General features: G+C 62.6%; 21 protein-coding genes. 6 read left to right on the top strand and 15 right to left on the bottom strand.

From position 1 onward, the window contains the following. The first annotated feature begins 420 nt into the window (after positions 1–420). Both B5F27_RS01230 and B5F27_RS01225 read left to right on the top strand, forming a co-directional pair. Positions 421–1308, top strand: coding sequence for a YitT family protein (locus tag B5F27_RS01230; RefSeq protein WP_343214620.1), 888 nt, complete (start codon positions 421–423; stop codon positions 1306–1308). Between the two features lie 222 nt (positions 1309–1530). Beyond that, a complete protein-coding gene (locus B5F27_RS01225) occupies positions 1531–2400 on the top strand; it encodes a phosphoribosylaminoimidazolesuccinocarboxamide synthase (RefSeq protein WP_087364075.1) in 870 nt (289 codons plus the stop codon). Between the two features lie 163 nt (positions 2401–2563). Here the strand turns inward: B5F27_RS01225 and B5F27_RS01220 are convergent, their stop codons facing one another. The 3 genes from B5F27_RS01220 to B5F27_RS01210 all read right to left on the bottom strand — a co-directional run bounded on the left by B5F27_RS01220 (position 2564) and on the right by B5F27_RS01210 (position 4541). Next, positions 2564–3028, bottom strand: a complete 465-nt coding sequence (locus B5F27_RS01220) for an Hsp20/alpha crystallin family protein (protein ID WP_087364072.1) — start codon at positions 3026–3028, stop codon at positions 2564–2566. A 369-nt stretch (positions 3029–3397) separates the two neighbouring features. Continuing rightward, positions 3398–3862 carry an Hsp20/alpha crystallin family protein gene (locus B5F27_RS01215; protein WP_087364069.1) on the bottom strand — a complete coding sequence of 155 codons (465 nt, stop codon included), beginning with the start codon at positions 3860–3862 and terminating at the stop codon, positions 3398–3400. 259 nt (positions 3863–4121) lie between these two features. Beyond that, entirely contained in the window at positions 4122–4541 is a 420-nt protein-coding gene (locus tag B5F27_RS01210; protein WP_087246493.1) for a BlaI/MecI/CopY family transcriptional regulator, read from the bottom strand. Between the two features lie 307 nt (positions 4542–4848). Between B5F27_RS01210 and serC the strand changes: the two genes are divergently transcribed. Together serC and B5F27_RS01200 are read left to right on the top strand one after the other, a co-directional pair. After that, positions 4849–5931: a 3-phosphoserine/phosphohydroxythreonine transaminase gene (serC, locus tag B5F27_RS01205; RefSeq protein ID WP_087246492.1), complete on the top strand. Its 1083-nt coding sequence runs from the start codon at positions 4849–4851 to the stop codon at positions 5929–5931. Positions 5932–5955: 24 nt separating this feature from the next. Next, positions 5956–7116 (top strand): phosphoglycerate dehydrogenase, encoded by a 1161-nt coding sequence (locus B5F27_RS01200; RefSeq protein WP_087246491.1) that lies wholly within the window; start codon positions 5956–5958, stop codon positions 7114–7116. Between the two features lie 80 nt (positions 7117–7196). On the opposite strand, the gene B5F27_RS01195 is transcribed toward B5F27_RS01200, so the two are convergent. From B5F27_RS01195 to rsmD, 12 genes are all read right to left on the bottom strand, one after another. Then, positions 7197–8675 (bottom strand): UDP-N-acetylmuramoyl-L-alanyl-D-glutamate--2,6-diaminopimelate ligase, encoded by a 1479-nt coding sequence (locus B5F27_RS01195; protein ID WP_087364066.1) that lies wholly within the window; start codon positions 8673–8675, stop codon positions 7197–7199. Between the two features lie 14 nt (positions 8676–8689). Next, positions 8690–10135 carry an FtsQ-type POTRA domain-containing protein gene (locus B5F27_RS01190; RefSeq protein WP_087364063.1) on the bottom strand — a complete coding sequence of 482 codons (1446 nt, stop codon included), beginning with the start codon at positions 10133–10135 and terminating at the stop codon, positions 8690–8692. A gap of 146 nt (positions 10136–10281) precedes the next feature. Further along, entirely contained in the window at positions 10282–11409 is a 1128-nt protein-coding gene (gene murG / locus B5F27_RS01185; protein WP_087246488.1) for an undecaprenyldiphospho-muramoylpentapeptide beta-N-acetylglucosaminyltransferase, read from the bottom strand. Positions 11410–11506: 97 nt separating this feature from the next. Beyond that, entirely contained in the window at positions 11507–12832 is a 1326-nt protein-coding gene (locus B5F27_RS01180) for an FtsW/RodA/SpoVE family cell cycle protein (protein WP_087364060.1), read from the bottom strand. Between the two features lie 66 nt (positions 12833–12898). Then, the gene (locus tag B5F27_RS01175) at positions 12899–13924 is read right to left on the bottom strand and encodes a hypothetical protein (RefSeq protein WP_087246486.1); all 1026 of its coding nucleotides are present in this window, start codon (positions 13922–13924) and stop codon (positions 12899–12901) included. Between the two features lie 26 nt (positions 13925–13950). After that, positions 13951–15351 (bottom strand): UDP-N-acetylmuramoyl-tripeptide--D-alanyl-D-alanine ligase, encoded by a 1401-nt coding sequence (murF, locus tag B5F27_RS01170; RefSeq protein ID WP_087364057.1) that lies wholly within the window; start codon positions 15349–15351, stop codon positions 13951–13953. Between the two features lie 135 nt (positions 15352–15486). Next, the gene (locus B5F27_RS01165; protein ID WP_087364054.1) at positions 15487–17979 is read right to left on the bottom strand and encodes a penicillin-binding protein 2; all 2493 of its coding nucleotides are present in this window, start codon (positions 17977–17979) and stop codon (positions 15487–15489) included. Between the two features lie 118 nt (positions 17980–18097). Beyond that, positions 18098–18619, bottom strand: a complete 522-nt coding sequence (locus B5F27_RS01160) for a cell division protein FtsL (RefSeq protein ID WP_087364051.1) — start codon at positions 18617–18619, stop codon at positions 18098–18100. A 39-nt stretch (positions 18620–18658) separates the two neighbouring features. After that, the gene (rsmH, locus tag B5F27_RS01155) at positions 18659–19627 is read right to left on the bottom strand and encodes a 16S rRNA (cytosine(1402)-N(4))-methyltransferase RsmH (protein WP_087364049.1); all 969 of its coding nucleotides are present in this window, start codon (positions 19625–19627) and stop codon (positions 18659–18661) included. Positions 19628–19842: 215 nt separating this feature from the next. Continuing rightward, positions 19843–20262 carry a division/cell wall cluster transcriptional repressor MraZ gene (gene mraZ, locus B5F27_RS01150; protein WP_087246481.1) on the bottom strand — a complete coding sequence of 140 codons (420 nt, stop codon included), beginning with the start codon at positions 20260–20262 and terminating at the stop codon, positions 19843–19845. A gap of 351 nt (positions 20263–20613) precedes the next feature. Continuing rightward, positions 20614–21072 carry an ATPase gene (locus B5F27_RS01140; RefSeq protein WP_087246480.1) on the bottom strand — a complete coding sequence of 153 codons (459 nt, stop codon included), beginning with the start codon at positions 21070–21072 and terminating at the stop codon, positions 20614–20616. Then, the gene (gene rsmD, locus B5F27_RS01135) at positions 21069–21641 is read right to left on the bottom strand and encodes a 16S rRNA (guanine(966)-N(2))-methyltransferase RsmD (RefSeq protein WP_087246479.1); all 573 of its coding nucleotides are present in this window, start codon (positions 21639–21641) and stop codon (positions 21069–21071) included. Before rsmD ends, B5F27_RS01140 begins: the two co-directional genes overlap by 4 nt. Positions 21642–21866: 225 nt before the next feature. Between rsmD and B5F27_RS01130 the strand changes: the two genes are divergently transcribed. Further along, a complete protein-coding gene (locus B5F27_RS01130) occupies positions 21867–24275 on the top strand; it encodes a glycoside hydrolase family 2 TIM barrel-domain containing protein (RefSeq protein WP_242962020.1) in 2409 nt (802 codons plus the stop codon). A gap of 215 nt (positions 24276–24490) precedes the next feature. Further along, positions 24491–24886, top strand: a complete 396-nt coding sequence (locus B5F27_RS01125; RefSeq protein WP_087364044.1) for a hypothetical protein — start codon at positions 24491–24493, stop codon at positions 24884–24886. The last annotated feature ends 1 nt before the right edge of the window (position 24887 follow it).

Genomic DNA, 24887 nt, shown 5'->3' with positions numbered 1-24887 from the left:
TCCGGCGCAGGCTGCGCCGCGGAACGTCTGCGGGAAAATAGGCCGGCGGGAAAAGGTTCCCCGGCTGTCTGCCGCGGGGTGCGGGCTGTTTTTCCACCCGGCCGCCGCGGCCCGTGGAATACCGGCCTTCCAGCCCAAAAAACCACAGAGAAAGCTGCCCGTGCATGCTTTTGGTGCACGCCAGGCCGCTTTCCCGCTGAGTGTGTTGCAGACACACCCTTATAATGGTATATCATACAACATTTTCAGCTTTCCTGCAAGAAGGACGGACCCAGTTTTCTCTTTTGATTCACCGCCCGGTTTTTTTCTGCCGGTAATTCGTGCAGAATGCTTGACATCCGCCATGAAGTATCGTATAGTTCTGCATGGTGTGAAATTTTCTGTGCTTTGGAAAGCACTGTGCAACGAGGAAACAAAATTATGATGGATCTAGTCAAAGACGCTTTTAAAAAGGAAAAACTGATTGCAAACCTCCGCTTTTTTGTTCTGCTGAACCTGGGCCTCATCCTGACGGCCCTGGGCATTGTCTGGTTCAAGACCCCCAACCACTTCGCCTTCGGCGGCACATCGGGCCTGTCGGTGCTGCTGTCGGCTTTGTTCCCCCAGTTCAACGTGGGCTTTTTCATGTGGGTGCTGAACCTGATCCTGGTGGTTCTGGGCTTTGTGTTCCTGGGCATCAGCTGCATGGGCTGGACGGTGTTCTCCTCCTTTGCACTGTCCTTTTACGTTTCTTTGTGCGAGGCCATCTGGCCCATGCCCCATCCCTTCACCGACGACAAGCTGCTGGAACTGATCTTCGCCGTGCTGCTGCCCGCCATCGGCGCCGCCATTGTCTTCAACATCGGCGCCTCCACCGGCGGCACCGATATTGTTGCCCTGATCCTTACCAAGCATTCATCCCTGAACATCGGCACCGCCCTGATGGTCAGCGACGTGCTGATTATCATTGGCGCAGCCGCCATCTTCGGCGTGTCCACCGGCCTGTACTGTATCCTGGGCCTGATCGGCAAGTCCTTTGTGGTGGACGGCGTCATTGAAAACATCAACCAGCGCAAGGTGTGCACGGTGGTCACCTCCAACCCCGAGGACATTATCGACTTCATTCTGGACGACCTGCACCGCTCGGCCACCGTGGAGGACGCCCAGGGCGCCTACACCGGCAAGGATCTGACCGTCATCATCACTGTCCTGACCCGCCGCGAGGCCGCCCGCCTGCGCAACTTCCTGCGGACCAATGACAACCACGCTTTCATCACCATCGTCAACTCCAGCGAGATCATCGGCAAGGGTTTCCGCGCCCTCAACTGACCCGCCTTCGCCGGCTGCCCAAAGCCGGCAAAGTCATACTTATTCGCAAAAAAAGCCGTCCAAAAGGGCGGCTTTTTTGCAGTTTTCACCAGAATTCACACCCAACCGGGCAGCAACTCCACCGTTCTGGCGGTAGTCAAACCGGGGCAGATATGATACAATAAGGCCGTAAGAATGATCGCGGCCCCGGCGGCCGCTTGAAAGAAGAAGGAGTGTTTTTCGATGACTGAATACAAGCCTTTCAAAGAGGGCAAGGTCCGCGAGATTTACGACGTGGGCGACGCCCTGGTGATGGTTGCGACCGACCGCATTTCCGCCTTTGACGTGATCCTGAAGAACAAGATCACCAAGAAGGGCACCGTCCTGACCCAGATGAGCAAATTCTGGTTCGACTACACCAAGGACCTGCTGCCCAACCACATGATCTCGGTCAACACCGCCGATATGCCCGAGTTCTTCCGTCAGCCCCAGTTCGAGGGCAACAGCATGCTCTGCCGCAAGCTGACCATGCTGCCCATCGAGTGCATCGTCCGCGGCTACATCACCGGCAGCGGCTGGGCCAGCTACCAGAAGACCGGCAAGGTCTGCGGCATCACCCTGCCCGAGGGCCTGAAGGAGTCGGACAAGCTGCCCGAGCCCATCTACACCCCCAGCACCAAGGCCGACCTGGGCGACCACGACGAGAACATCTCCTACGAGCAGAGCATCACCGTGCTGGAGAAGCACTTCCCCGGCAAGGGCGAGGAGTACGCCGCCAAGCTGCGTGATTACACCATCGCCCTGTACAAGAAGTGCGCCGACTACGCACTGAGCCGCGGCATCATCATTGCCGACACCAAGTTTGAGTTCGGCCTGGACGAGGCCGGCAACGTGGTGCTGGGCGACGAGATGCTCACCCCCGATTCTTCCCGCTTCTGGCCCCTGGAGGGCTATGAGCCGGGCCACGGCCAGCCCTCTTTCGATAAGCAGTTTGTCCGCGACTGGCTGAAGGCCAATCCCGACAGCGACTACCTGCTGCCCCAGGACGTCATCGACAAGACCATCGACAAGTACCTGGAGGCCTACGAGCTGCTGACCGGCACCAAGCTGTAAGTCTTTAAAAATGCTCCTCCCCCGCCTGTCTGGCCCCGCGCCGCAGGCGGGTTTTTCTATGCCCGGATGCAAAGGCGCGCCCTCCATCCACAGACAACAAAAGCCCCCGGAGGGCTGGATGCCTTCCGGGGGCGGATGGTTCTTTGGTGGAGCCCTGCGGGCCTTACTCAATGTCGATCAGGTTGCTGTTGGGCTTGGGCAGCTGCTTCTTGACCTCAGGACGGGGCAGGGTGATCTTCAGGACACCGTCCTCAAACTTGGCGTGGATGTCCTCCTTCTTGATCTCCTCGCCCACATAGAAGCTGCGGGTGCAGGTGCCCGAGAAGGTCTCGCGGCGGACGTAGCGGCCATTCTGGCCTTCGTTGCCGGTGGTGTGGCTGCGGACGGCCTGGATGGTCAGATAACCGTCCTGCAGCTGCATCTTGACGTTCTCCTTCTTGCAGCCGGGCAGGTCCACATCCATCTCATAGCCGTTCTCGACTTCCTTCACGTCGGTTTTCATCATGTTGGATGCCCGCTTGCCGAAGGTGTTGCGGGTATCGCGGTTCAGCTCCCGCTCCATATCGCTGAAGAACGGATCAAACCAGTCATCGAACAAATTCTCATGAAAAACAGCAGGCAGTAACATAAGTCAAACCTCCTATCACAGCCCTCAGGGGCTGGTATATCATCTGAAATTCTCAGGGCGGGAAGGCCTCTGCCGGGGTTCTTTGGTTTCCTCCGGGGCCCTTCCTCCTGACCACGGCCTTAGTATAGCACGCATTTTTAGCACTGTCAAGTGCAGAGTGCTAAAGTTAATTCTTTCTTCATAATCCTGTCACATTTTCCGACAGGATGCACACTTTTTCTTTTCTGTACGCGTTTTTTATCTCACGTCCGCACTCTGTCCAGCGCTTGCGCATTCCTTCCGCTCGCATCTCCGGACACAAAAACGCCCCCGAGAGGCTTTTCGGTCTCTCGGGGGCATTTTGATGCGTTTTCGGAACGCGCCGCCTGGTTACTCAATCTCGATCAGATTCTGCTGGGCGGCGGGCAGCTGCTGCTGGACCTGGGGATGGGGCAGGGAGAATTTCAGCACCCCATCCTCAAATTTTGCGTGGATGTCCTCTTTCTTCACATCCTCGCCCACATAGAAGCTGCGGGCGCAGGTGCCGGAGAAGCTCTCCCGGCGGACATAGCGGCCATTCTGGTCGGTCTGGTCGTGGCTGTGGCTGCGGACGGCCTGGATGGTCAGATAGCCGTTTTCCAGCTCCATCTTGACGTCCTCTTTCTTGCAGCCGGGCAGATCCACGGCCACCTCATAGGCGCTGCCGGTGTCCCGGACGTCGGTCTTCATCATGTTCGCGCCGCGCTTGCCAAAAACCTGGTGGGATTCGCGGTTCAGTTCGCGATCCATATCATCGAAGAACGGATCAAACCAATCATCGAAAAGATTCTCATGAAAAACAGCAGGCAGAAGCATAAGTCAAACCTCCAATCAAACAGCCCCGAAACGGGCTGAGCTTTGCTCCCGGCGGAATGGGAACCGGAGGTTGTTTGGATCTCTGGTGCCCTTCCTCCTGAGCACAGCTATACTATAACACGGACTTTTAGCGCTGTCAAGCATTGACTGCTAAAATTCACTTTGTAGACACAGTTTGTTCACATCTCATGCAATCTCTCGCTGTTTTATACGCTATTGCGTATTTTTTGCTCACTCTGCCCGGCCGCACCTCACATACTTAGAAAAATGCGTCGTAGCTGTCGTACTCCTCCGCCTGGGCTTTCATCTCCTCGATGACCGCCCCGGCCTGTTCCAGCTGGCTGGGCCCTGCCCCCGACTCGCTGACCAGGGCTCGCACCGCCGCCGCCAGATCCCCGCCGAACAGGGTGTCCAGCCGCTCCCGCATACAATAGACCCCATAGGCCCGCCGGGTGATGGTGGGGGTATAGATATTATAGTTGGCGTTCCGGGTGACCTTCACCCAGCCCTTGGCCTCCAGCCGGCTGAGAAAGGTCAGCAGGGTCCCGTCGGCCCAGCCTTTCTCTTTCAGCTTCCGGCCAATGTCCCGCCGGGAGGCGGGAGCCGCCTCCCAGAGGGCCAAAAGGACCTGTTCCTCCGCCGCTGAAAGCGGTTTGCAGTGCTCCGGTATGCCGTACATCCCAAAATCCCCTCTTTCTTATCTCTACATTTGTAGTAGTTTTACTCAGTATAACAGACCTGAGCCTGGGTGGCAAGGGGTGTTTTTGGGCCTGGAATGGGCATTTTAGGCCATTCTACTACATTTGTATTTGTTTTTGTCCTTACATGACACACATTTGTGTGTTCTGCGCTTTCACTGCTTGTCTGCACCGGTCTTTTTTGTGCAAAAGAGCTCTTGTTTTTGCCGTCCCAAAACCTTTATACTTTGTACCATCAAACACGCCAACACAGAGCAATCTGAATCATACAGACGGAGGGAATTCATCATGGCAAGAGTTTACAATTTCAGCGCCGGGCCCAGCATGCTGCCTGAGGCAGTCCTGAAAAAGGCACAGGCCGAAATGCTCGACTACCACGGCAGCGGCCAGAGCGTCATGGAGATGAGCCACCGCAGCAAGTGGTTTGACGACATCATCCAGAACACCGAGGCCTCCCTGCGCCGCCTGATGCAAATTCCTGACAACTATAAAGTGGGCTTTTTCCAGGGCGGCGCCACCCAGCAGTTCGCCATGGTGCCCCTGAACTTCATGACCACCGGCAAGGCCGACTACATCGTCACCGGCAACTTCTCCAACCTGGCCGCCAAAGAGGCCGCCAAGTTCGGCGAGGCCCGCATCGTCGCCTCCAGCAAGGACAAGAACTTCACCTATATTCCGGACGTCAAGGCCATCCCCTATAACCCCGACGCCAGCTACATCCACATCTGCCAGAACAACACCATTTTCGGCACCCAGTATGTGGAGATCCCCCAGGTGGAGAACATTCCCCTGGTGGCGGACATGAGCTCGATGATCCTGTCCCGCCCGGTGGATGTGAGCCAGTACGGCTGCATCTACTTCGGCGTTCAGAAGAACGTCGCCCCCGCCGGCATGGCCATCGCCATCATCCGGGAGGACCTGCTGGGCCACGCCGCCGACACCGTCCCCACCATGATGAACTATACCACCATCATCGGCAAGGACAGCATGTACAACACCCCGCCCTGCTGGTGCATTTATATGACCGGCCTGGTGCTGGATTACCTGGAGAACGCAGTGGGCGGCCTGGCCGAGATGCAGAAGATCAACGAGGCCAAAGCCAAGGTCCTGTATGACTATCTGGACAGCCAGGACTTCTACACCAACCCTGTGGAGCACCGCTACCGCAGCACCATGAACGTCACCTTCACCAGCCCCAACCCCGACATGGACAAGAAATTCTGCGCGGAGGCCACCGAGGCAGGCTTTGTCAACCTGAAGGGCCATCGCCTGGTGGGCGGCATGCGCGCCTCCATCTACAACGCGATGCCGGCCGAGGGCATCGACAAGCTGGTCGCCTTTATGGAGACCTTCCGCAAGAACAACGCCTGAGCTTTTCCAGGGAGGAATACACCCATGTTTACGATTCAGACTCTCAACGCCATCAGCCCGGTGGGCCTGGCCAAACTGCCCAAAAACCTGTTTGAGGTGTCGGTGAACGCCGAGGACCCCGAAGGCATCCTGGTGCGGAGCGCCGACCTGCTGAACACCGAGTTCAAGCCCAACCTGCTGGCCATCGCCCGGGCGGGCGCCGGCGTCAACAACATCCCCCTGGACCGCTGCAGTGAGCAGGGCATCGTGGTGTTCAACACCCCCGGCGCCAACGCCAACGCGGTGGCCGAGCTGGTGGTGGGCATGCTGATTGCGGGCAGCCGCAATGTTCCGGCGGCCTCGGCCTGGGCCCAGGGCCTGGCTGGCGACCCCAACCTGAAAAAGGACGTGGAAAAGGGCAAAAAGCAGTTTGTCGGCAATGAAATCTCGGGCAAGGTGCTGGGCGTCATCGGTCTGGGCGCCATCGGTTCCCGGGTGGCCAACTGCGCCATCGAGCTGGGCATGGAGGTCTACGGCTACGACCCCTATATCTCCATTGACGCCGCATGGAACCTGAGCAGCCGCGTGCAGCATTGTGTCAACCTGAATGACATGCTGCCCCTGTGCGATTACCTGACCATCCATGTTCCCTACCTGCCCACCACCAAGGACACCATCAACGCCCAGACCCTGGCTCTGTGCAAAGACGGCGTCAAGGTCCTGAACTACGCCCGGGGCGAGCTGGTGAACAATGCCGCCATGCTGGAAGCTCTGGAGAGCGGCAAGGTGGCCCAGTACATGACCGACTTCCCCGCCGAGGAGCTGCTGAACAATCCCGGCGTCATCTGCACTCCCCACCTGGGCGCCTCCACCCCGGAGGCCGAGGACAACTGCGCCATCATGGCCGCCCAGGAGCTGAGCGACTATCTGCGCAACGGCAACATCACCCATTCGGTGAATATGCCCGACGTCCAGCAGCCCCGCGCCGGCGGCAAGCGGGTCTGCATCATCCACAAGAACGAGCCGGGCGTCATCAGCCAGATCACGGCTCTGACCACTGCCGCCGGCCTGAACATCGAGAACATGGTGAACAAGAGCAAGAAGAACATGGCTTACACCATGCTGGATGTCACCGGTCCCATGGACAACGGTCTGAAAGAAAAGCTGGATGAAATCCCGGCCGTCATCCGGGTTCGCATCCTGTGATAAATCTCACTATCCTCCATTACCCAAAAAGCCCCCGGGCTGTCTGCACACCGCAGCGGCCCGGGGGTATTTTTATGGGATTATTCCAGCCCGATTTCCTTGGCGTACTCTTCCAGCAGCTCCCGCTCCAGGAAGGGGGTCTTGACGCCCATCCGGTCGCGGTAGGTCTCGTGGCCCTTGCCGATGACGGCGATCAGGTCGCCGGGCTGGGCGTGATCCACCGCATAGTGGAGGGCGTCCAGACGGTCGGGAATCTCCACAAACTTGGCGTCGGGGTTGCCCTTGACCATGCCCTGACGGATGTCAGCCAGGATGTCCTCCACCTTTTCAAAGCGGTTGTTGTCCTCGGTGAGGATGGAGAAATCCGCCATCTTGGCGCAGATTTCGCCCATACCGTAGCGGCGCAGCTTGGAGCGGTTGCCGCCGCAGCCGAACACCACCACCAGACGGTGGGGCTGATAGGCCCGCAGGGTGGTCAGCAGGCTCTCGGTGGAGACCTCGTTGTGGGCGTAGTCCAGGAGGATGGTGAACTTTTTGCTGATGGGCACCAGCTCCACCCGGCCCTTGACCACACAGCGGGCCAGGCCGTCGTGGATGGCCCGATCGGGCACACCCAGCTCCTTGCCCACCGCCAGGGCGGCCAGGGCGTTGTAGACGCTGAATGCGCCCGGCATATTGACCCGGACGTCCATCTCGTCTTTGCCGCTGACGTGGAAGGTCACGCCCAGGAAGTCGTGGGTCCGCAGCAGCTGGCAGTCCCCGGCCCGGTAGTCGTCCTTCTCCCCCATGCCGTAGGTCACCAGACGGCAGGTATGGCCCTCCAGCAGGGCCTCGGTGTTGGGGTCGTCGGCGTTCACAATGCCCACGTCGCACCGCTGGAACAGTTTGCCCTTCCAGCTGCGGTACTCCTCAAAGCTGGCGTGCTCGCCGGGGCCGATGTGGTCGGGGGAAAGGTTGGTAAAGACGCCCACGTTGTAGTGGATGCCTCCCACACGGTCCATCATCAGGCCCTGGCTGGAAACCTCCATCACCACCGTGTCGCAGCCCGCATCCACAAAGGTCCGGAAAATCTTCTGCAGCTCGTAGCTCTCGGGGGTGGTGTTGGCGGTGTCCTCATGGCGGCCCATATAGGACACGCCGTTGGTGCCGATCATGCCCACCTTGCGGCCCGCCGCCTCCAGCACGCTGCGGATCATGTGGGCGGTGGTGGTCTTGCCCTTGGTGCCGGTGACGCCGATCATGGTCATCCGGCGGGCCGGGTTGCCAAAGAGGTTGGCGCTCATCCGGGCCATGGCATAGCGGCTGCTGTCCACCTTCAGGACGGTGACCCCGTCCATTCCGGTCAGGTCGATGTCGTGCTGGATGACGATGGCCGCCGCGCCCTTGGCGGCGCAGTCGGCGGCAAAGTCATGGCTGTCCCGCTGGGTGCCCACAATGCAGACAAACAGAACGCCGGGGGCGGCCTTCCGGCTGTCATAGACGATATCGGTGATTTCGGTGTCCATGCTGCCCTGAACCAGGGTGCAGGCGACGCCTTCCGTCAATGCAGATAATTTCATAGCGGATTCACTCCTCATTGGTCTGTCCCCTCAGCGGGGGTCTCTGGGGCCGTTCCGTCTCCGGCGGCCTGGTTTTCCGCGGCGGGGTCCGCCGGCTGGGCGGACGGATCTGCCGCCGGGTCTGCACCGGTCTCTCCTGCCGGCGCCCCCTCTGCGGCGGTTTCACCGGTCAGGGCGGGATCTGTGGTTTCGGTGTCCGGTACAGGCACCTCCTCCGGCACAACATAGCCCGAGGGCAGCTCGGGCACGCCCTGGGCAAAGATGGCCTGCAGGGTGCCGTCGGTCTTGACGTGGCTGCAGTCCAGCTGACCGGTGTCGGTCTCGGCGCAGCCCTTGCCCTCTTTGTTCAGCAGCATGTACTCGGCATAGTCCAGTTTATAGTCCAGCTCGTTCAGGGTGCCCAGCAGGACGCTGATCCGGTCCTGATACAGGAAGGCAATCTCCTCCACATCGGCGTATTCGATGCGGGTCACGTCCCCCAGCAGGCCCCGCTCTTCCAGAGCGGTCAGCAGGGTGGTGAGGGCGTCAATCCGCCCGTCCTGGGCCAGTGCGGCGCTCTCGCTGTCCGCTGCACTGGATGCCTCTGCGGAGTCTGCCCCGCTCAGGGCGGGGTCCGCCAGAGCGTAGGCCAGCTGATCGCCGGGGGTCACGCTCACCGGGTCGCCGCCGTAGAGCACCAGCAGGTCGGGCTGTTGGGTCTCGGTGGACAAAATCTTGAGCCCTGCCGACAGGTTGATCCAGCCGGTGGAGGTCTGCATGGTATAGGCAGGGGTGGCCGGGGTCACCTGCACCACCACGGTGCTGGGATACACCCGCTTGACTTCGATCTGTTCCAGCAGAGGGAAGGTTTTCTCCAGCATGGCGGCCTTTTCGCCGGGGTCAAAGCTGAAGATGTTTTCCTCCACCTGTACTCCCAGGGTCTCCAGAATCTGGCTGCTGGTGTAAGGCCCCGCCTCAGTGAGGGTAGCCCCGTCGGGGCCCGCCACCCGGATGGCGTTGATCTTAAACAGCATGGTGACGGTGAGGTAGACGCCCGCCGCCGCCACGCACAGCACCAGGAACACCGCAGTCAGGCGGCGCATCATCCGGCGGCGGCGCAGCATTTTGCGGGTCAGACGGCGACGGCGGCGGCCTTCCCGCCGGGGCGCCGAGGCGGACGGACGGGCCTGTGCGGGCCGCCGGGCTCCATTGGCGCTGCGGACCGGCCGCACCTGCTGGGGACGGGCCCGGTTCCGGGTCCGCTGCTCCCCCGGCCGCTGGCTGGGCCGGGTCTGGCCGGTGGGGAATTCCACCAGGTTATCCTGGCGGCGGGCCCGGGGCGGATGCTCATAAAAGAAGCTGTCCTCCACCCTCTGGTCACTCCCCGCCGCCGGGGTCGGACGCTGTCTGTTCTGCCCCTGCTGGGGCCGCTGCGGGGCGGATCGCCCTGCCGGCCTCCGCCTGCGCTTTTTGGAAGGCATACCGCTCCGCCTCCTTTCCTTCTCGTTCAAAAGCGCAATCCAATCTTTTTGGGGCCCTGCGGTCCGCAGAGGCCCGGGCGCTCAAAGAGAGAGGGTCTGCCCCTTGTGCGGGCAGCTCTCTCCTTGCGGCGCAGTCTTTGTGTTCTTTACGGCTCCCGCACCAGCTTTTGCAGCCGGTCCACAATCCGGTTCAGGCTGTCGTCCACCGACAGGGTACGGGCGTTGCGGCCCATCCGGGCCAGTCTGGTGTCCTCGGCCAGCAGCTGCCGCACCTCCTCCACCAGCTTTTCGCCGGTCAGGTCCTTTTCCTCAATGACCACCGCTGCGTCCACCTTGGCCAGCTCCAGGGCATTGTAGTACTGGTGATTCTCGGCCACGTTGGGGCTGGGGATCAGGATGGCGGCCCGGCCGGCGGCCTCCAGCTCGGCCAGGGTCAGCGCGCCGGCCCGGCTGATGACCAGGTCCGCCGCTGCCAGCAGCTCGGGCATATTGTCGATGTACTCCCGCACAATCAGGCTGTCCCCCCGGGCAAAGCCCTTCTCCTTTTCCAGGTTGCGGAACAGCTCCACGCCGTACTGGCCGGTGGCGTGGAGGTGCAGGGTGTTCAGGTGATTTTTCTGCTCCCAGGCGCACAGGTCGGCCACCACTTCATTGATCCGGCGTGCCCCCAGGCTGCCGCCAAAGGACAGGATCACGGTGCGGTCCCCTGCATTGAGCTTGGCCCGGGCTTCGTCCCGGCGCTTGGCCCAGTCAAAGACCTCAGGACGGACCGGGTTGCCCACCACGAGGGTCTTGCCGGGTGCGCCCAGACGGTCGGCGCCGGCCTGCACCGCCGCAAAGACCACGTCCACCTCGGGGGCCAGCAGCTTGTTGGTGACACCGGGGAAGGCGTTCTGTTCATGGATGGCGGTCTTAATCCCCCGCTTGGCCGCCGCACGGACCACCGGGCCCGACACATAGCCGCCGCAGCCGATGACCAGGTCGGGCTTCACCTCATTGAGGATGGCCTTGCAGCGGGGTCCCGAGCGGGCCAGATTCCAGACGGTGACAACATTCCGCCGCAGGTTTTCCAGGGACGGCCGCCGCTGAAAGCCGGTCACCTCGATGTGGTGGAAGGGGTAGCCCGCCTGGGTCACCAGACGGTATTCCATGCCCTCTTTCCGCCCCGCAAAGTGGATCTCGGCGGAGGGGTCCGCCGCCCGCAGCGCCCCCGCAATGGCAAGGGCCGGGTTGATATGGCCGGCGGTGCCGCCGGCTGCGATCAATACGCGCATATCCGATTCCTCCTGTCCGGTCTGGCCGGACGATTTCCATGAAAAACCCATCCGCCTGTTTGACGGACGGGAGAAACAGCACAGATGCCGTCCGGACTCACAGCCCGGGCTGATGCCCGGCGGACCGGCGGCCCAGGCCATTCAGAACAATGGGCGGCCGGGCCGATTCCTGACGGATTTTTTCCATTTGCGCAGCGCGGCGGGCTTCCGCAGCCCGGGCGCCGTTGCGGCCGATGTGGATCATAACGCCCATCTCGGCCATCAGAAGCAGCAGACTGGTGCCGCCGGAGGAGAAGAAGGGCAGACTGATGCCGGTGTTGGGCAGGGTGTTGGTGACCACCGCCACATTGCAGAACACCTGCCAGCCCACCTGAGCCATAATGCCCACGCCCACCAGGGTGCTGAACCGGTCCGCGGCCTGGAATGCAATCCAGAAGCCCTGCACCAGCAGCAGTACAAACAGCAGGATGACCACCACAGCGCCCACAAAGCCCAGCTCCTCGCACACCACGCTGAAGATAAAGTCGTTGGTGCACTCGGGCAGCCAGAGCTGTTTTTCCACGCTGTTGCCCAGGCCCAGGCCGGTCAGGCCGCCCGAGCCGATGGCGTACAGGCTCTGGAGGGTCTGGTCGGTCATCTTGGTGAGATCCTGGGTCCAGCCGTCCAGACGGGCCTGCAGGTAAGGGATGGAGTCAATGTGGGACAGGATGCTCTCCAGCAGCAGGATGGCGGCCGCTGCGCCGCCGTAAGTAATGATGCCGCCGCTGCCGTTGAGCAGCAGGATGCTGCCCACGATGGCGCACATCAGGACGATGCCGGACATATGGGGTTCCAGCGCCAGCAGCACAATGATGGGCAGCAGAGGGATCAGCGGGACCATCAGTTCCCGCACCACCTTCTGATACAGCCACCGGCCAAAGTTCTTTGCCACCCGCCGGGCCCCGGGCTCTCCCTGGAGGACCAGATGGGGGGTGCGGCTGGCCAGATGGGCCGTCAGCAGGATCATCTCGAACTTCACCAGCTCGGAGGCCTGCAAAGTGGGCAGGCCGCGGATGTTGATCCAGCGGCGGCAGCCGTTCAGCGGCTCACAGAACAGCACCAGCACCAGCAGAATCAGGCTGACGATGTACCCGGCCCAGACAAATTTGCGGATGAACCGCAGGTCGATGTAGGAAAAGAGGAACATAACCCCCATTCCGATGGCGGCGTAGAGGGTCTGGGACTTGATATAGTAGAAGCTGTCCCCCATCCGCAGGTAACCGGTGGTATAGCTGGCGCTGAACAGCATCACCAGCCCAAAAATCACGATCAGGATAAGGGTCGCGAGCCAGCCGATGGTCAGCGGGGTCCACGGCCCGGGGTTGCGCTGAAACACCACCACCGGCCCGTTGGGGTCGGGGCGTCGTCTTCTTGCAACAGCCATAGGAACATCTCTCTTTCGTTGGATTGGATGCCGTCCCGCCCGGTCAGGCGGAGACAGGCCGCACACTCAGAGCTGTGCGGTGCGCAGGGCGGCCAGCGTCCCGGCCAGGGCCAGCGCACAGAATACATAGAACACCGTCACCGGGCCGCCCCGCCGGCACAGCCAGGCGTCGAAGCTGCCCTCCCGAAAGAGAGGACGCCGCCGCACCCGGCGCCACAGCGCCTGCAGCAGGCCGGCCAGGCCCTCCACCCAGAAGGGCAGGGCCAGCGCCAGGGCGATGTCCGCCCGGCCAATGGACAGGGGGATGCCTCCCACCGCACCGGCCAGGAACATACTTCCCACCGAGCCCGGCAGCAGCCGCGCCGGGTAAAAGTTCCACAGCAGAAAAGCCATCAAAGCCCCTGCCAGGGCTGCAGGCAGCACCGCCAGGGGGAAAAATCCCAGGATGGTCTCGGCTCCCATCAGGCCCAGCATGGCCACAAAGGCCGCGCCGGCCGCCGCGCCGTCGGCGGGGCCGGACATCCGGGCCGACTCGCTGAGAGCCATCAGCATGACCGCCCAGAGGGGGGCTGCCGCGCCGCCCAGCTCCAGATATCCGACGCCGGGCAGGGTCAGGCCGGTGGGCATGGCGCCGTTCAGGTAGAGGGCCGCCACCGTCACCAGGGCGGCCGCCCCTTCCAGAGCCAGCCGGGGCCCCGTCCGCAGGCCCAGCACCTGGCGGGGCCGCAGCCGGGCCAGGTCGTCGGCCAGGCCCGCCGCTCCAAAGAGGAAGCCCGACCCCAGCCCCAGCATCAGCCGGCCGGTGAGCCCGCCGCCCAGCAGTTCCGGCTGGACCAGGCAGACCACCACCCAGCCCACGCCCACCGCCGCCAGGGTGCCAATGATAAAGCACAGGCCGCCCATGGTGGGCAGGCCCCTGGGCTCAGGCGGCTCCGGCTGGCGCTCCGATTCCGGCGAATCCGGCTTTGCGCCGGCGCCGGTCTCTTTTTCGGGTGGGACAAGGGCCCGCAGCAGCGGGACCAACAGGTTCCCGACCGCGGTCGTCAGGGCGAATCCCAGCACCGACGCCACGATCAAGGCAAAACGTATCATGCTTTCTATCTCCGATCCGTTGGTTTTCAGTCGCCGTTTTCGCTCTCTGCTCTGGCCTCGGCGTCCTGCAGGGCGCTCAGCTTTTCGATGGCGTTTTCCAGCGCCATCCCGCGGCTGCCCTTAAAGAGGACCGCATCCCCCGGCGCAGCTGCCCGCGCCAGGAAACCGGCAATTTCATCGTAGTTGTTGGCGTGGATGGTCCGCACCCCTTTGGCCGCGGCCACGGTGGCGGTACGGCGGGCCAGGTCGCCGTACGTAATCAGCACGTCAATGTTGCTCTGGGCCACCAGGCGGCCCAGTTCTTCGTGGGCTTCACGGCCATGCTCGCCCAGCTCCAGCATATCCGCCAGCACCGCAAAACGGCGCTTGCAGGGATATTCCTTGAACATCTCCAGGGCGGCCTTCATGCTGTTGGGGTTGGCGTTGTAGCAGTCCTTGATGATCCGCACCCCGTGGCTGTCCAGCATCTGCTGGCGCATCCCGGTCTGGCGGAACTCCTTCATCTGCTTCAGGGCGTCCCGGGGCTCCAGGCCGGCCTGGATGGCGGCGCAGTAGGCCGCCAGGGCGTTGGCCACATTGTGGCGGCCCAGCGCGCTGATGTGGACCATGAAGCAGCCATTCTCAGCGTCGTCCAGCAGGAAGCTCATGCCGTCGTCCTCCTGCCGGATGGCGGAGGCGTAGACGTCGGCCTCCTGGCTGGTCATGCTGTACCAGACCGGGCGGACGTGGCTGGGCAGCTGGGCCTTGCGCAGGAATTCGTCGTCGTAGTTGAGGATCAGGGGCGCGCCCTCGGGCATCCCCTCACAGATTTCCAGCTTTGCCTTGCAGATATTCTCCTGGCTGCCCAGATTCCCGATGTGGGACAGGCCGATGCAGGTGATGATACCGATATCAGGTTTGGCGCAGCGGGACAGACGGCTGATCTCTCCGGCGTGGTTCATCCCCATCTCGATCACGGCGTATTCGGTGGAGGCGTCGATCCGGAACAGCGTCCGGGGCAGGCCCAGCTCGTTGTTCTGGTTGCCCTCGGTCTTGATGGTGTTGCCCAGGACCGACAGAGCGGTGGCGCAGAATTCCTTGGTGGTGGTCTTGCCCACGCTGCCGGTGACGCCGATCACCTTGGGCGAGAACTGGGCCCGGTAATTGGCGCCCATCTGCATCATGGCCTGATAGCTGTCGGGGCAAAGGATGGTCTTTTCCTCGGGGACTCCCTCAACCGGGTGGTTCAGCACCACCCATGCGGCTCCGTCTGCCAGCGCTTTGGCTGCAAAATTGTGTCCGTCAAAGTGCTCGCCCGGAAACGCCACAAAGACGCATCCCGGCACAACCTCTCGGCTGTCGGTGGTCACCAGGGTGACTTTTTCTTCACCGATCCGTTCCGCAGGCGCCAGGCCTGCCAGGAGGATGTTTGCTGCGATGTGTTCCATATCGTTCTGATCCCCTTTCCTGTTTCATTCTTATCTATATGTATTATAAATATAGCGTACCGCAGTTGGCAAGTAAAGACCTTTTCTTTTCGCTTCGTTTTCACCTCTCGGGGCCTTCGGGCCGGGGGCGCGGACTCATCCGCAGGTGATGGTGACGATGGTGCCCAGCTGAACGCTGCTGCCCGGCGCGGCGCTCTGGCTCTGGACCAGGCCTCCGGCGCTGCCCTCCACGGTGCAGTTCAGACCCGCCGCCAGCAGCATCTGCCGCGCAAAGTCGGCGCTCTTGCCGGTGAGGTCGGGCACCTCGGTGGTCTTGCCGCCCGAGCCGTCGGTGTAGAGGTAGACGGTGGTGCCGCTGGGCACGGTGGACCCGGCGGTGGGATACTGCCAGGTGACCGGCGCGGCGGTGTTGTCGGCCTCGCTCTCCACCAGCTGGTGCTTGAGGCCCCGGATGTTCAGGGACACCTGGGCGTTGCTCCACTCGGTGCCGATCAGGTTGGGCACCTTGACGGTGGTGCCGCTGCGGTCGATGCCGTCGGTGGCCAGGCCCAGATAGGGGGCAATCTCACTGATGATGTTGCCCACCACCGGCGCGGCCAGAACCGACGAGTAGTCGCTGTTGGCGTTGTTGGGGTCGTCCAGCATCACATAGACCAGGATCTCCGGGTCGTCTGCCGGCAGGACCGCCACGAAGGAAGCCGCCTTTTTGTAATCACCGTCGGCACGGCGGTCCATGTTCAGCAGCTCGGAGGTGCCCGACTTGCCGCCGATGCGGTAGCCGGCCACATAGGCACGGTAGCCGCCCACCTGCGTGGTGCCGTCGCCCACCTCATACTCCATGATCTGGCGGATGGTCTCGCTGGCGCTCTCGCTGATGACCTGGCGGCGGACGTTGGCGCCGATCTGCTCCACCACGTTGCCGTTGGCGTCCACAATCTGGTCCACCACATGGGGGGTCACCAGATAGCCGCCGTTGACCGAGGCCGCAATGGCGGTGCAGACCTGCAGCGGGGTCACCGCCATGGACTGGCCGAAGGCCGAGGAGGCCAGCTCCACTTCGCCCATGTTCTTGTCGGTGTAGTACTGCATGTAGGAGGTCTCGTTGGGCAGGTCCACGCCGGTCTGTTCGGTGAAGCCAAAGGCCTTGAAATACTGATAGAAGGACTGGACGCCGATCCGCTGGCCCAGCTGGATAAAGTAGATGTTGCAGCTGTTCTGCAGAGCCAGAGCCAGGTTCTGAACGCCGTGGCTGTGACGGCCGGCGCAGTGGTAGGTCTCCTTGGCCACCGCATAGGCGCCGGAGCAGTTGAAGGTGGTGTTGTAGGTGGCGTTGCCCGAGTCCAGGCCCATAGCCGCCGTAATTACCTTAAAGACGCTTCCGGGGTAGTACAGCTCGGTGATGTTCTTGTTTTTCCACATGATATCCCGGAAGTAACCTGAGTAGTCGACCTCCGGGTCCAGGATCTTGTTGCCCTCCTCGTCGGTGACGTAGGAGCCGTCCTCGTTTTTCAGGTAGATGCCGTACAGTTCCGGCTCAGCCCGGACCAGTTCCTCCAGATAGGCCTGGTTGGCGGTGTAGTCGTTGGGGTTGTTGGGGTCAAAATCCGGCTTGGAGGCCATGGCCAGGATACCGCCGGTCTTGACGTCCATCACAATGGCGCAGCCGCGGTTTTCCACCGTGTTGGCGGCGATGGCCTCGTTCAGATACCGCTCCACCACTTCCTGAATGGTGCTGTCCAGGGTCAGGATCATGCTGTTGCCGTCCTTGGCGTCGTAGGTCACCGCGCCGCTGTCGGCGATGGCGTTGCCCCGGGCGTTGCGGATGGTGACGGTGCGGCCGTCGGTGCCGGCCAGCACGTCGTTATAGGACTTTTCCAGCCCGTAGAAGCCCTCGCCGTCGGCATTGGTGAAGCCCAGCACCGACGCCGCAAAGGCCCCGTAGGGATAGTTCCGCTGATAGGTACGGGAGCTGGAAATGGACAGCCGGCCGGTGCCCTTTTTGGCGTTGCGGTCGGAGACGTAGCTCTCGATGGACTCCTTGACGGCGTTGTTCACCTTCTCGGCCAACACCTGATAGGAGGAATCAATCTTGCTGAGGGCATTGTAAATCTTCTCGTACTGGGCCACATAGGCGTCGGAGGTGGTGTTCACCTTGTCCAGGCTGACGCCGTCCCCCGACAGCAGCCGGAGGGTCAGTTCCCGGCTGATTTCGGCGCAGGCCGCCGCATTCAGGGTGTGGGCGGTGGACTCCACTTCCTCCCCGGTCTCGGGGTCGGTGGAGGTGATGGTCTGGCTGTCGTAGAGGGCGGAGGAATAGCTGGGGTCGCACCAGATATCCCAGACTACGCTGGTGGAAGCCAGGACTTTGCCGGTGGCGTCGTAGATCTCGCCCCGGGTAGCCTGAATGGTAGTGTCCAGCAGCTGCTGGTCGCTGGCGTAGCGGGTAAACATCTCGCCATTGCGGATCTGAATATTATAAAGGCTGCCCACCACGATGAGGGTGGCCAGCGCCACCGCACCGATGGAAACGGCCATCCCAATGGTCCGGGTCCGGCGTGGAATGGGGGTGGCGTCGGGTTCCCGGCGGAGCATGTAGTTCCGCCGGCGCCTGTTGTTTTCCTGATTCATCTGCTTCTCCTGACGGCGCCCGGTCTGAGCTCACAGGCGCCAAAAACCGAAAAAGCGTGCGCTGCCGCACGCTTCTCCGGGTAGTTTGTCTGTACAGGCCGTCTCAGCCGGCCGCAGGTCACTGCGCAGCGCTGGACGGCGGATTGATGGTCCGCAGCAGGGACGAGACCCCTGCCTCCAGGGTATCGGTCCACTTTTCCACCGCGCTCTCGCGGCGGGTCAGGACGCTCTGATCGTCCAGACGGATGTAAGTAATCTGACTGTCGTCGATCTTCATCAGACCCAGACGTCCGGCCACATCCTCCACATTGCTGATGCTGGACTGAACGTTCAGGGTGGTGTTGTAGTAGTCGTTCTGGCTCTGGGCCGACACCAGCTCTGCCTTGGCCTGGCGGATGTCGCCGCTGAGCTCCACGATGCGCGCCTCGCTGAACAGCAGCGCCACCGAAAGTCCTGCCAGAACCCCCAGCGCCAGGATTTGCACCCCGTGCTGCATCATCGCGCGGAGCGGCGAAATGGCCGCTTTGCCGCCCTGCTCGACACGCAGGTTTACCCGCCGCTCGGGCTGGGGAGCCGGGCGGCGGACAGTCTGTGCATAGACAGTTCCGGAATAATGAATATCGTATGCAGGCTGACCCATGATCTATCTCTCCTTCTACGCACCAAACGGAGCGCTTGCTTACAGTTTTTCGAGGACCCGCAGCCGGGCCGAACGGCTGCGCCGGTTGTCGGCCAGCTCGTCGGGTTTTGCCTCAATGGGCTTGCGGGTGATCAGTTTTGCCTTGGCCTTGCCGCCGCACACGCAGACCGGAAATTCCGGCGGGCAGGTGCAGGCCGTGGCCCAGCGGCGGAACTTGTTTTTCACCAGCCTGTCCTCCAGAGAGTGGAAGGTGATGACACACAGCCGTCCGCCGGGCGCCAGGGCGCCGAAAATCGCATCCAATCCTTCTTCCAGTGCATCCAGCTCATGATTTACCGCAATGCGCAATGCCTGGAAACTGCGGCGCGCCGGGTTTTTATCCTTGCGCCGCACCGCCGGGGGAACCGCCGAAGCGATCAGCCCGGACAGCTGAAGGGTGGTTTCAATGGGGGTTTCCTGCCGTGCCTCGACGATTCGCCCGGCAATCTGCCAGGCGTAGGGTTCCTCGCCGTAGTCGCGGAGGATGCGGGCCAGTTCTTCCCGGTCCAGGGTGTTCACCAGGTCGGCGGCGCTTGTCCCCTCCTGGCTCATCCGCATATCCAGCGGAGCGTCCGCCCGATAGGAGAAGCCCCGCTCTGCGTCGTCCAGCTGATGGCTGGAGACCCCCAGATCCAGCAGCGCGCCGTCAATCTGGGCCACCCCCAGACCTGCCAGCGCGTCGGCTGCATAGCGGAAGTTGGTCTGTACCACTGTGGCGGGCAGGCCTGCCAGCCGCTGCCGCGCGGTCTGGACCGCGTCGGGGTCCTGGTCCAGCGCAATCAGCCGTCCGCCTGCCGCGGCGTCCAGCCGGCTCGCAATGGCCCGGGAATGTCCTGCCCCTCCGGCGGTGCCGTCCAGATAGGTGCCGTCGGAGCGGATGGCCAGCCCTTCCAGACACTCCTCCAGCAGCACCGGCACGTGTTCAAACGAGGCCGGGTCAAATGCCTGCTGTTCCTGTTCTGCTTCCATTGGGCCCGCCTCCTTTCTCAAATCATTCATTCGCATGTTTCCAGCGGCCCGGGCCCGGCGCAGAGGGCCTGTCCGCCATGGTTGAAAAGACAAGGGACGGCGTAGCCTGTCCCCTGACCCCGCCCGGGCAGGCAGGGACGGGGCTCAGGCGCCGTCACGAAGCCCGGTTTTTCTCATCTCCACAGGCTGCATCCTGCGCTCCCTCTGCAGCCGTGTCAGATGTGCAGTTCCCGCAGACGGGCGGCCCGCTGTTCGTTGGTGATGGCGGCCCGGCGGGCGTCCCAGCGGGCGGCGTCCCAGATCTCAGCATGGTTGCGGTTGCCGATGACGGCCACCGTCTTGCCCAGGCCCGCATACTGGCGCAGGCTGGCCGGCAGGAGGATTCGCCCCTGCTTGTCCAGCGTCACCTCGCAGGCGGTGCTGAACAGGTCGCCGGTGATCTCCCAGCTGTCCATCAGCTCGTCCGCTCCCATCCGTTCGGAGATGCGCTCCACCTCCGACATGGGCAGTGCGAACAGGCACTGGTCCAGCCATTCCATCACCACAAAGCTGTCGCCCATTCCGTCCCGGAACTTGGCCGGGAAATTCAGGCGGCCCTTGGCGTCAATGGTACAGTCGTAACGTCCAAAGAACACCCTGACCGCCTCCTTTTGTGGAGCTGTGCGGGGCGCGTTCCCCACTTCTCTCTACTTTACTCCACTGATATGGTTTTATTGTAACAAAACGGACCTTTGAATGCAATAGTTTTCGCCCGACTTTTTCCATTAATTTTCCGCAGGATATCCAAAACATCGTCCGTTTCCGCAATAAAGTTGATCTCTTTGTATCCCAGTTTAAGCTTTTCGGGAGATGTGCGCCGGGGGCGGAATAACTCCCCGGGTTTCTGCGTTCCGGCCGGCCCAAAAATCCTTTTTCTGGCAATTTTGCCCCGGCACGGAAAAAGCCCCCTCCGCCGCAGGGGCGGAAGGGGCTTTGGGACCATGTAATTACTGTTTTCTGGGCGGGGTGCGCAGGCTGGCGCGGACGCTCTTGACCTGGGCGGCGTTGGACAGCATGACTTCCTCGGTGTTCTTGAGCATGTTGTCGCAGTAGTCGGCGGTGGTCTGGCGCAGGGTGCGGCTCTCGGCCTGGGCCTGGGCCATGATCTCGGAGGCCCGCTGCTGGGCGTTCTTGACGATCTCCGACTCGCTGACCAGGATGCGGGCCCGCTCCTCGGCCTTGCGGACGATGGCCTGGGCCTGGGCGTTGGCCGAGTCCACAATCTGGGCCCGGTCGTTCACGATGGCCTGGGCCTGGCGCAGTTCGCCGGGCAGGTTGGCCCGGACTTCATCCAGATAATCCCGTATCTGGTCTACATCCACGATCCGTTTGCCCCCCGACAGCGGCATATTGGCGCTCTCCTCCAGGGCATCCTCGATGGTATCCAACAGTTCATTGATGTTCATACGGTGTCTCTCCCTTCCAGTTCGCCGGCGTGGGGCTTGGTGTAGCGCCACAGCAGCACACGGCCATAGCGGTACTGCTTGCGCAGGGTCAGGCCCCCCACCTCGGCGGGCAGGACCAGCTTTGCCTCGCTCTCACACAGGACGATGCCGCCGGGCGCCACCACCTTGTCCACCGCGGGCAAAATCTCCTCCAGGGTTCCTTGGCCGAAGGGCGGGTCCAGCAATACCAGATCAAACTGCTCATGGCAGGCCGACAGCCAGCGTGCAGCTTCGCCCACGCTGACCCGGCTGCGGTCAAACAGGCCGCAGGCCTTGCAGTTGCGCATCACCACGGCGGCTGCATCCCGGTTCTGGTCCAGGAACACGCACCGCGCCGCCCCGCGGGACAGCGCCTCGATGCCCAGCTGGCCGCTGCCGGCAAAAAGATCCAGCACCCGGGCGCCAGGCAGGTCAAACTGGACGATGCTGAACATCGCCTCCTTGACCTGGTCCAGGGTGGGCCGGGTCACATCTGTTCCGGGCAGCGCCTCCAGACGGCGGCCCCGTGCTTCACCTGCGATCACACGCATCTGCATCCGCTCCTTTCAGTGGTACGTTGTTCCTTTCATTATTACAGAGCAGGCCGGACTTGTCAAGCCTTGGCGGGGGGTGGTGCGGATTTGTCCCCGTTTTCGCCAAAAAATCTTGCTCCTGGGGATTTACATTCTTTATTCGTTCATATCTTTGTGTTAAGATAAAAATGAATTTTTGTGCTAAATTTGGTCTATCCTGACCGGTCAAGGAGTCTGCAACAGATGGAACGCATCGAACATTACGACTGGAACGACGGTTGGTTTTTCACCCCCCGCTATGACCCGGCCCTGCTGGGGCCGGAGATCGGCGGCCTGGATCTGGAGCCGGTGCGGCTGCCCCACACCGTCAAAGTGCTGCCCTTCAATTACTGCAACGAAAACGACTACCAGCTGGTCAGCGGCTACCGGCGTGTGTTCACTGCGCCCAAGAGCTGGGAGGGCCGCACCCTGCTTTTGACCTTCGGCGCGGCGGCCCACGACGCCACCGTCTACTGCAACGGCCAGCGGGTGGGGCATCACGCCTGCGGGTACACCGCCTTCACCGTCAACCTCACCAATGCAGTCCGGCTGGGGCAGGAAAACATTCTGGTGGTCCGGTGCGACAGCCGGGAAACGCTGGACATTCCCCCCTTCGGCGGCCAGACCGAGACCCTGACCTACGGCGGCCTCTACCGCGGGGTGTCCCTGGACGTCAAGGAAAACGCCTGGCTGCGGGATGTGTTCATCCAGGCGGGGGCCGACGGGTCTTTCCGCATTTACTCCGCCGCCGAGGGCGAGACGGTGGGCTGCACCCTGGAGGCCGAAATCCGCTCCCCGTCGGGGCGGCGGGCCGCCTATGTGGGCGAGCTCTCCCTGCCCATCAACGGCACCCTGAACGGGGTCCAGCCCTGGAGCTGTGAGCACCCCACCCGCTATACCCTCACCGTGCGGCTGATCCGCCCCGGCACCAGCGGCCTGCCCGACCGGGCTCTGGACCAGAAGGTGATCCGGTTCGGCTTCCGCACCATCCAGTTTGTGGCGGGCGGGCTGTACCTCAACGGGGTCCGCACCCATCTGCGGGGTCTGGTTCGTCCCCAGAGCTATCCCTACCAGGGCTACGCCATGCCCGACAGCATCCAGCGCCTGGACGCCCAGATTCTCCGCAAGGAGCTGGGCTGCAACGCGGTGCGGTGCGTCTGTCCGCCCAGCCCGGCTTTCCTGGACGCCTGCGACGAGCTGGGTTTGCTGGCCTTTGTGGAAATGCCGGGGCAGCAGCACATTGGCGGCCCTGCCTGGAAAGCCCAGGCTCTTCAGAACTGCCGCGAGATGGTCTGTCAGTACCGCAACCACCCCAGCGTCTTTTTGTGGGGCGTGCGGGTGCCGGGCAGCGCCGACGACGAAGCCTTCTATAAAAAGACCAACGAGGCGGCCCGCCGCCTGGACCCCACCCGCCCCACGGCGGGCACCCACCGGGCCAAAAAGGGCCAGTTGCTGGAGGACGTCTACGCCTACGACGACTTTTCCTTTGCCGGGGCGGGGCCGGGCTGTCTGCCCCGGGCATCGGTCACCCCGGACCTGCGCCGCGGCTACCTCATCAGCGGCTACGGCGGGATGATGTACCCCACCAAGAGTTTTGACGGCAACGCCCAGCGGCTGAGCCAGGCCCTGCGCTACGGCGCCGTCCTCAACGATGCCGCCGCCCAGCAGGGGGTGGCCGGCAGCTTTGGCTGGTGCATGACCGACTACAACACCCATCCGGCCTACGGCAGCGGGGACCGGGTCAGCTATCAGGGCGTGCTGGACCTGTTTCGCAACCCCAAGCTGGCCGCCGCCGTCTTTGCCAGCCAGAAGCCGCCCCGGGTCCCCTCCGACATCGTGCTGGAGGTATCCCCGGCGGCCGCCTTCGGGGATATGCCCGCCGGATATCCCGGCGGATGCTGGGCTTTCACCAACGCCGACACGGTGCGGGTGTACCGCAACGGGGATTTCATCGCCGAATTCTCCCCCGACCGTCAGGGCCGGTTTGCCGCCCTGCCCTATCCGCCCATCCAGATCGACGACTTTGTGGGCTCCCTGCTGGAAAAATACGAGGGCATCGCCCACAGCGAAGCGGTCCAGCTGGCCGGCTGTCTCAACGCCATGCGCCGGGACCCCAACATTCCCTCTCCCCTGCTGCGGGCCCGTCTGGGCCGGCTGCTGCGGGCTCTGCGGATGGACGAGTCCCACCTGATCCGGCTGTACCAGACCTATATCGGGGTGCTGGGCGGCCCCACCGCCTCCTACCGGTTTGATGCGGTGTGGAAGGGCCGTGTGGCCCGCACGGTGGTGCAGGAACCCGCCCAGCGGGTCCGCCTGGAATGCACCGTCCGCAACGCCATCCTTACCGACGGCCCCACCTGGGACTGCGCCGCGGTGTCCCTCCGGGCCATCGACCAGAACGGCAGCCTCCTGCCCTATTGCAGCGAGGCGGTCCAACTGTCGGTGGAGGGCCCCGCCAAGCTGATCGGCCCCTCGGTGGTTCCCCTGCGGGGCGGCATGGCGGGCACCTATCTGGCCACCGACGGGGTGGCCGGCCGGGCCACCCTCCACTGCAAAATGGAGGGCGCCCTGGACACCGAGGTCTCGGTCATCATCCGGCGGCGTGAAGCCTGATAAAAACCCAGACTCCGCCCGCTTTTTACGTTTGCTTTGCAGTCTGTTCAAAATTTGATCATTTCCAGCTGGCATACTAAATTTAACAGGCATTCCTCTGCGCATCCAGTGCCCGGAGGGCCCTGGGGCGGTGCAGATCTGTGCCGCCCCAGCTTTCCGGTTTGGATTCCGACGTTCACAATTTATTTTTCAAAGACATGGGGGCTTATACACATATGCGTGAGAAAATCCGTCAATTTATGGCCGGCCGCTACGGCACCGATGCGCTCAATCAGTTTCTGAGCATTCTGGCCGTGGTCCTGCTGCTGCTCTCGCTGGTCACCGGCTGGGGCATCTTCACCTGGCTGGGCCTGGCCGCGCTGATCTACTGCTATTTCCGCACCTTCAGCCGCAACATCTCCCGCCGTACCGAGGAGAACTACCGCTTCTACAACCTGAAAGAGCGGGTGGCCGGCAAGTTCCGCGGCATCAAGCGCCGCTGGGACGACCGCAAGACCTACCGCTATTTCCGGTGCCCCAAGTGCCGCCAGATGCTGCGCGTGCCCACGGGCCGGGGCCGGATCGAAATTTCCTGCCCCCGGTGCGGCACCCAGTTCATCAAGAAGAGCTGAT

This window comes from Faecalibacterium sp. An192, assembly GCF_002160175.1.
Lineage (GTDB): Bacteria > Bacillota > Clostridia > Oscillospirales > Ruminococcaceae > Faecalibacterium.
This window is presented reverse-complemented; position numbering and strand designations above follow the sequence as displayed.